This is a genomic window from Aquimarina sp. MAR_2010_214 (assembly GCF_002846555.1).
Classification (GTDB): domain Bacteria; phylum Bacteroidota; class Bacteroidia; order Flavobacteriales; family Flavobacteriaceae; genus Aquimarina.
This window is the reverse complement of sequence record NZ_PJMS01000001.1, coordinates 4,249,510-4,257,500: the sequence shown is the minus strand read 5'-3', so window position 1 is coordinate 4,257,500 and position 7,991 is coordinate 4,249,510. Positions and strand designations below refer to the sequence as shown.

General features: G+C 30.5%; 10 protein-coding genes (1 of these 10 running past the window's edge). 2 read left to right on the top strand and 8 right to left on the bottom strand.

What is annotated here, in order from left to right:
* The 5 genes from ATE84_RS18400 to ATE84_RS18380 all read right to left on the bottom strand — a co-directional run.
* On the bottom strand, positions 1-771 hold the 5' portion of the coding sequence (locus tag ATE84_RS18400; RefSeq protein ID WP_158237293.1) for an ATP-binding protein. 1,356 nt of this gene lie to the left of the window's left edge; the window shows 771 of its 2,127 coding nt (coding positions 1-771); it begins with the start codon at positions 769-771; its stop codon lies off the left edge, out of view.
* 297 nt (positions 772-1,068) lie between these two features.
* Positions 1,069-2,067 carry an IS1595 family transposase gene (locus tag ATE84_RS18395; RefSeq protein ID WP_101444842.1) on the bottom strand — a complete coding sequence of 333 codons (999 nt, stop codon included), beginning with the start codon at positions 2,065-2,067 and terminating at the stop codon, positions 1,069-1,071.
* Positions 2,068-2,253: 186 nt separating this feature from the next.
* Positions 2,254-2,682 (bottom strand): DUF4268 domain-containing protein, encoded by a 429-nt coding sequence (locus ATE84_RS18390; RefSeq protein ID WP_101449354.1) that lies wholly within the window; start codon positions 2,680-2,682, stop codon positions 2,254-2,256.
* Positions 2,682-3,359, bottom strand: a complete 678-nt coding sequence (locus ATE84_RS18385; RefSeq protein WP_199176894.1) for a ZIP family metal transporter — start codon at positions 3,357-3,359, stop codon at positions 2,682-2,684. The genes ATE84_RS18390 and ATE84_RS18385 overlap by 1 nt, the downstream gene beginning before the upstream one ends.
* The gene (locus ATE84_RS18380) at positions 3,359-4,090 is read right to left on the bottom strand and encodes a class I SAM-dependent methyltransferase (RefSeq protein WP_101449352.1); all 732 of its coding nucleotides are present in this window, start codon (positions 4,088-4,090) and stop codon (positions 3,359-3,361) included. The genes ATE84_RS18385 and ATE84_RS18380 overlap by 1 nt, the downstream gene beginning before the upstream one ends.
* Positions 4,091-4,196: 106 nt before the next feature.
* Between ATE84_RS18380 and ATE84_RS18375 the strand changes: the two genes are divergently transcribed.
* On the top strand, positions 4,197-5,354 hold the full coding sequence (locus ATE84_RS18375) for a class I SAM-dependent RNA methyltransferase (protein WP_233195841.1): 1,158 nt from the start codon (positions 4,197-4,199) through the stop codon (positions 5,352-5,354).
* A gap of 3 nt (positions 5,355-5,357) precedes the next feature.
* Here the strand turns inward: ATE84_RS18375 and ATE84_RS18370 are convergent, their stop codons facing one another.
* On the bottom strand, positions 5,358-5,738 hold the full coding sequence (locus tag ATE84_RS18370) for a Fur family transcriptional regulator (RefSeq protein ID WP_101449350.1): 381 nt from the start codon (positions 5,736-5,738) through the stop codon (positions 5,358-5,360).
* Positions 5,739-5,965: 227 nt separating this feature from the next.
* Between ATE84_RS18370 and ATE84_RS18365 the strand changes: the two genes are divergently transcribed.
* The gene (locus ATE84_RS18365; RefSeq protein ID WP_101449349.1) at positions 5,966-6,373 is read left to right on the top strand and encodes a MerC domain-containing protein; all 408 of its coding nucleotides are present in this window, start codon (positions 5,966-5,968) and stop codon (positions 6,371-6,373) included.
* Positions 6,374-6,502: 129 nt separating this feature from the next.
* On the opposite strand, the gene ATE84_RS18360 is transcribed toward ATE84_RS18365, so the two are convergent.
* Positions 6,503-7,213, bottom strand: a complete 711-nt coding sequence (locus ATE84_RS18360; RefSeq protein WP_101449348.1) for a DUF6048 family protein — start codon at positions 7,211-7,213, stop codon at positions 6,503-6,505.
* On the bottom strand, positions 7,179-7,703 hold the full coding sequence (locus tag ATE84_RS18355; protein ID WP_101449347.1) for a DUF6452 family protein: 525 nt from the start codon (positions 7,701-7,703) through the stop codon (positions 7,179-7,181). The genes ATE84_RS18360 and ATE84_RS18355 overlap by 35 nt, the downstream gene beginning before the upstream one ends.
* Between the last annotated feature and the right edge of the window lie 288 nt (positions 7,704-7,991).

Genomic DNA, 7,991 nt, shown 5'->3' with positions numbered 1-7,991 from the left:
TTTATATTGTTCGGCTTCTAATTTTTCTATGTCTAGTGCTGTTTGATGGTGTTTAGTATATTTTTTTAGAATTGAATATGCCTTATCCTCTTTACCGATTTTAACTAATAAATTTTCATACTGTTTGTAAATAGTCATTGCTTGCCTAAACAATTGATTTTTTTCTGCAATGGTAGCAGCTAACTCATAATATTTTATAGCAGTATTATATCTTTTGTTATGATAATAATATTCACCGTAACTGCTATATGTAGTGGCCAATTTTGAAGAGTGTTGTTGTTGGTTAACAAAATACTTCTTGCATTTTTCTAATAGATGATAAGCTTTATTGTAGTTTTTTGTTTTTATATAAATATCTGCCAAGTTTAACGCCAAAATGTGTTGGGAGTTTTTATTTAAATTATCAGATTTTTCATAGATATGTTTTATTCTTTTAAGTGCTTTTTTGGGCTTATTAAATCCGTTTATGTATACCAAGGCGATATTATTATTTATATCTATAGCTAGTTCAGAAAATCCTTCAAGTTCTTTTAAGAATAATTCTGCAATTTTATAGTTTCTAAGTGCTTCTTTATAATCTTTAGTAGAAAAGTGAATTTTACCAAGTAAATTGTATGAGTATCCTTTTAAATAATATTCTTGTTTAGGATTAAATTTTTCAGAAATATCAATTATTGTTTCAATAATCATGATGCCATTGGCTCTTCTTATTGTCGAATTTAAATGATCTTCAGTATGGATAATTACATTTTCTATTTCCGAAAATGACATTTCTTCATATTGTTGGGTGTAGGCAATGGAATAAAGCAAATTTATACATAGTAAACATATGTAATACTTCTTAATTTTGACAGTCTTCATTGTTTAGCATAGATTAGGGGTCTCTAAATATATTAAAAAATCAACAAATAATCGGTTTAAATGCATAAAATCATGATTAAACAATGAAATTTATTATTTATTTATTTTGTAATGTAGTCCTAAACTTACTTTTTGTTCAAATGACCTGTTTAGATTCTTAGATAGGCTATAATTATGTCTATCCGTCTGTATATCAGATTTTAATGGCTAAGTTCTAAAAAGCATATTATTTACTACTATGTTTTTAAATTCCATCCAGGCAGTATTGGAAGCAAAGGCTATAGCTGCTACGGTTGCCATTTTACTGGTTGAATTTTTTATTTTTTCTAAGACTAAAAACCAATTCAGATAATTCTGAAGGTATTTTGTTGCCACTCCATTGAAGGGCTCCATAAATTTCCTTAGACGCATATCCATATTATTCACATTTTGTACGTGATATATTTTGTCAACAGCTCTTTGACCCTTCGAAGCATTAAATTTTTTGTGTGCTACCTTCTTGTCTTTTGCAAATGCAGTATAGCTTCTGTGACTGTCGCTACAAAGGGTTTCTACTTTAGCCAACTTCCCTTGTAATATAGTCTCCAAGTCACTTTTACTAATGCGACCTCTGGTAGCTACTTTGAAATCTTTGTTCCCTGATCGGTCACAACTGGCTATCACAGCTACTTTTTCATTACTGAGACCAGCTTTACTTGCCTTTGCGCCACGTTTTCTAGCAGGACGATCCAAATTTCGATTCCCTTTTTCAGAGTAAGCAAAGAAAAGATCATCACTCTCTAGGATTCCTTGGAATTCATCCACACTTACGCTCCCAAAGGAGACAAGTAATTTGTGCCTCCAATCAAAAGAAGTCTGAATAGAAATCCCTGTTTCTTTGGCACTCTTGCGAATACTATATCCAGAGAGTAAACAGAATAAATAACGATTAACTTTGTCTTTCTTCTTGAGGTTGTACCAGAACTTACCGGTAGTTTCACTAAAGTTTTTATGACAAGTATTACAAACATAGCGCTGTACTCCTTTGAGCTTACCATTAGCCTTAATTTTATTGCACTTACAATGAGGACAGCTTATGGCTTTACTCTGATTGCTATCAATCAGGGCTGAACCCTCAGTAGAGATCTCCAATAATGTGGAAACAATTTCTGATTGAACCAAAGCCGATGAACTAATGAAAAAATCTCTAAAATCTTCTGGTATCATTTCTCCGTTTTTATAAAGTAAAGATAAAACATATTCTAATTAGAACTTAGCCATTTTAATTAAAAAGAGATATGCTATATGAATGATGAAATCTAGCTGGCTTTAATTTTTTAGTGGGATATAGTAATTCTTAAGAAAGACTGTGCGCCGGATAAATTGATTATCATATACTTTTAGTAGCCAAATTTAGTCACTAATATATTCTTTATATTCCAAGAAGAATTCTTCAAGTTTGGCCATGTTTTTTGATAAAAAGATCATAGTTTCTGTCCAAGTCTTTCTATTATGAATACTTACATTATCGATCTCTACATATATGCGAGATACAATTTTACCGTTATCAAGTTCATAGAACTTATTATAGATAATATCCTCTATGAATTCAGATGTGAGAATCTTTTTTAAACTAATGAATTTATCATAATAATATGCCTTGATTATCTCATCAGTGGGTTCGATATCAATAGATACTTGAGCTTTTTTTGTAGTAAATGTAAATTTGAGAGTTACATCTTTAATTTTGGTATTATACAAAAGCCATTTACGAGGGTATTCTTTACCAAAATTGGTCCAGAATTCCTGACGTATTTGTTTTGATTCTGATTTGCTAAACATTATATAAGATATGCTGTAATAGTAGCTATAAGAATAACCATAAGCTTCGTTATATTAAATTTATGGCCTTCATTGCTTTCAAACAGAATAGTAGTAGATACATGCAGAAATATACCAATAACCAATGCCGTAATTTCTTTATAATAACTCTGTACCATAGTGAAATTTTCAGCAATAAAAGTCCCCAGAGGAGTCATTAGCGCAAAGAGAGTCAATGATATAATAATGACAGACTTTTTGATTTTGGTATTTAATAAAAAAGTAGTCAAAATCATTGCAATCGGAATTTTATGTATAATTATACCTAACAGAATTCCATCTGTATGATGTATCGGAAACCCTTCGAGTATAGCATGCAAACCTAAACTAATGAATAGTAATTTTGGAATCTGTCGAGTCTCTTTATTAAGGTGTATGTGTCCATGTTCTGCTCCTTTAGAGAAATATTCTAGCACTTTTTGAAGAAGAATACCGATCATAATCCAAACACCAGTGCGTTTTGCAAAGGGGTTATCTTCAAATACCTCTGGTAATAAATCAAAAATGGTGATCGCAAGAAGAAAAGCACCACTAAAAGCTAAAAGTAGTTTTAAACTCTTTTGATTAGAAGTTTTAAAAATAAAAACTAATAAAGCTCCTATAAATACAGCGGTTATGGATAATATATAGTTGTACACTATTTAAAAATTAATATGAGTCTTGGCGAAGTAGTTTTATCAAATTTCTGAAGTTGGTAATTGCCAAAAATATCCAACAAATTTATATTGGCATTTTCAAAATAATTTTCAAAATCATTTAGTGTAATGCTCTTAACACGTTCGGTAAATAAAAAGTCTTCATCATTATCTCTAAATCTGATTTCTTTAAAGATATATCCGTCTTGACAATATCTCTTAATATTAAATGAGATGTTATTAACTTCTTTTGTTTCTTCGGCAACTAGATTATTAATGATATAATCAACATTCATAAAATCAATAACGCCAAATCCTTTTTCATTTAAATCTGATTTAATTGCTTTAATCGTATTTAGATTATCTTCTTCTTTGTCAAAGTAGCCAAAGCTGGTAAAAAGATTAAAAACAGCAGAGAATTTCTCAGAATACGGTTGGCACATATCGTGAACCTTAAACTTTAATGTTTCATTCTCAAATTGCGAAGCATACTCAATACTATTTTTAGAGAGATCTACACCAGTCACATCATAACCTAATGTATTTAAATAGATACTATGTCGACCTTTACCGCAAGCTAAATCCAAAATTTTTTCACCAGCTTCTAAGCTTAGATACTTAGTGATATTATCCATAAAGTCTTTAGCCTCAGTGTGATTTCTATCTTTATATAAGATATGATAGTATGGTGTGTCAAACCATGATGCATACCACATTGTTGAATCTTTTAGCATAGGGCGCAAAATTAGTGTATTTTTACGGTTTAATTATAGAAGTCGTTTAAAGTTTTAAACCTTTACACTTAAAAATTTAAATACCTTCGTGTCGAAAATAAAGATAGTGAGTAATTCGTTTAAAATGGTTGCCAAAACCCTTTTTGGTTTTGAAGAAGTTCTTGCAAATGAGCTTAGAAAAATAGGTGCTCAAAAAGTAGAAATTGGAAATCGCATGGTTAGCTTTTATGGCGATACAGGTTTTATGTATAAGGCAAATCTATGTTTAAGAACTGCAGTAAAAATTTTAAAACCAATTATTTCCAAGAAAGTAAGAAACGAAAAAGATATTTACGATTTTGTTCAAAGTATACAATGGCAAGAGTATTTAAGTTTAGAAGATACTTTTGCTGTTTCTGCTACAGTTAATTCTACCATTTTTAGCCACTCTAAGTTTATTGCATTAAAGACAAAAGATGCAATTGTAGATCAGTTTAGAGAAAAAACGGGGGAGAGACCAAATGTAGATACAGAACATCCTGATCTTTCGATTGATATTCATATCCAACGTGACCTATGCACAGTATCATTAGATAGTTCTGGCGGTTCATTACATCATAGAGGATACCGTACAGCGACTAATATTGCACCGATTAATGAAGTTCTGGCAGCTGGCTTGTTATTGCTTTCTGGTTGGGATGGGCAAAGTGACTTTCTAGACCCTATGTGTGGGAGTGGTACTATGGCTATCGAAGCAGCTATGATTGCTTGTAATATTCCTGCAAATATAAACCGTAAAGAATTTGCTTTCGAAAAATGGCTGGATTGGGATTTAGATCTATTTGAAAAAATAGAAGAAGCTTGCTTAAACAAAACCAGAGATTTCCATCATTCAATAATCGGAATTGATAAGGAATATTCTGCCGTTAGAAAAGCAAATGTTAATATAGAAAACGCCAACCTTACTGATTTTATAAAAGTAAAAGAAGGAGATTTCTTTGAATCTGAAAAAGAAGTCGAAGGACCGCTTCATATTGTATTTAACCCTCCGTATGACGAACGGTTAGAAGTAAATATAGAAGAGTTTTATTCTCAAATAGGAGATACCCTTAAGCAAAATTATCCAGGAACCAATGCCTGGTTTATTACAGCAAATCTTGAAGCATTAAAACATGTAGGACTTCGACCATCCAGAAAAATAAAAGTATTTAATGGAAAGTTAGAAGCTAGGTTAGTTAAATATGAAATGTATGCAGGAAGTAAAAAAGCAAAGTATCAAAATTAATTTCTAGTTTATACACGAATCACAAATCCCTATCATTAGGAATTGAATTTCTTGTATTTCAAAGTTTTTAAGTTCTGGAACCTCTATTTTATGAGGCAAACAAGTTACTTTTTTACAAGATTTGCATTGAAAATGAATATGATTGTGCATTTCATGTTTGATATCACAATCATTACAAAGCGCATAATATGCTTTGCCATCTTCACCAGTTACAAAATGTACTTTCCCTTTTTCTGTAAACCGCTCTAAGATTCTATATATGGTGGTTTTATTAACTTTTATAGGCATTTCTTTCAAAATGGCTTCTACCGACATTGTATGCTTTGCATTGGTAAGTATGTCAATAACAAAATCCTGTTTTTGTGTATTCCTGGTTTTTTTCATTCTCAAAATATAACTAAAAACTAATTTTTCGTATTATTGCAACATTATTGCTTTAGTGAAATTTAATACTTAAAACTACAAAAAAATATGCTTGCTACTTTACCATTTTTTTAGTTATGATAAAAAAAAGTATTTAATAGTAAAGCTAACAATCGAGAAGAGTTAAGTAGTTATTATTCTAAATAATCAAGATAAGGTTTATTGCAATTAGTCAATTTTATATTTTTATGATACATAAAACAATACGCGTAAATTTGGATTTTATAGGGTTTTTAGCATCATTTTTGTGTATGCTTCATTGTATATTTTTACCAATTGTTATAGCTTTTTTTCCTTTGATGGGCCTTGTTTTTCTAACCGATGAATTCTATGAGGTTTTTTTAATAGGAGCTAGCCTGATGATTGCAATGTTTGCAATATATAATGGATATAAAAAATATCATGGTAAACCATTACCAGTTTTTTTGTATCTAACGACATTAGTTCTTTTTACCATTGGATTTTTAATAGAAAATCATTTTATAGAAAGGATATTACATTTTTTAGCAACAGGGTTTTTGATAATTGCACATTATTATAATTGGAAATTTACGAGAGCGTATAAAAGTTGTAAGATTAAGCAAATACATCTCTGATAGAATAGAATTATTGTTATCTATACCTAATAAAACTAACTATATCATATAATGATTTGTCTTAAAACTATTTTGAAGCCAGACTCTTATGAAATTACATAGATAAATAGGGAGGATTGATTATCACTATTATTTTCTTTTCTTAAAAAATGGAATCAGATAACTTATAGAATATCCATAGCCAACACCGATATTACTAAAATCGTTAGTACGCCCAAATCCCGGGATATATAAGTTATCAAATCTATCAGGTTTTTTTTCACTTACAAGATTTCTAAGAGATACATTGGCTCCCAGATATAGGTTATTTATAAGCTCAACTTTAATACCAAGAACTAATTCAATCCAGCTAGCATTTAAACCATCAGATTTGACGCTTTCTGTTATTCGATTAGGCCCAAAATAATTTGTGCTCGTAAAAATAGAGTAATCATTCAATGTTTGATCAAAAGTAGAAAAACCATAGCGTAATCCTACATAGATACTGTTTTGCATTCCATACCAATTATCATATATGTTATAATCGATACCAATTCTGGCATAACTTCCAGAGCCTTCTGTATTAATGTTTTCTTCATCTCTTAATAAGGATTCATTACCTATTTCGGCAGCGAGATAGAACTTCTTATAAAATCTGTAATCTCCAATAATTTCGAATCCAGAATAATTATCATCAACTGCTGTTCGGATTAATCGACCTAGGTCAACTCCTGCTCTAAAACCATACTTTTCTGCAGGAGGAAGAGTATCTCTTGTACTAACTTTTGATTCTTCTTGCCCATAGAAATGGCCTGTAATCAAGATGCTAATGAAAAATAAATACGTGCGCAGTTGCTTCATCGGTAACGTTCTCTCTTTGTATTGTTATATTTTTGATCCAGGTTCCATCATCTCCTACTTCTGGTGGAGATACAGTAAGGCCTTTATAATTGACCTTAAATCCACAAGCACTACTTACATATTCTTCTTCAGGTGTGTATTGAAAGCTTATAATATCTTTATTAGGAAGAGGATCAGTTTCACTATTATTAGTGGTGTTAGAATTTATAGTAAATTCATAATCAGTGATCGATACATCATTTCTTAGCGGTATTAGGATAGAGTCTGTTACTGTACCTAAAGTAAAAGGGTTTTCTATACCAACCGCTTTTACCTGCAGTTCTGATGGAGTTTTTACCTCAGTACTTGTGTCAAAGTCAATAAATTTTATGACTAGAAAAGGCGTAGTAGGAGTACCTTCTGCACATATATCATCTCGTTCACAACTTAAGTTTGAATATAGAACCAAGACTCCTATTACTATAAATAATAAATATTTGTATACTCTCATATAGTATTTTTTCTATCTCAACCATATTTTAATGTATATGGTTTTTTTGTAACTACCCGTTATATTATAAGGATAAAAGTACGATTAGATAAATGTAAAAATATTAACGCAAAATAAGTTTCAAATTCCTATTTGCGTGTCCAAAAATAAAAAAGATAAACCAATTCATACAGGTTATTTCTCAAAAATAAAGGACTGAGATAAAGTTAGAGTGTTACTACATAAGTCAGATTTGGATTATAGATGATAGTTTTAAAGGTTTTGATTTTGTTTTAAAAACCGGGAACC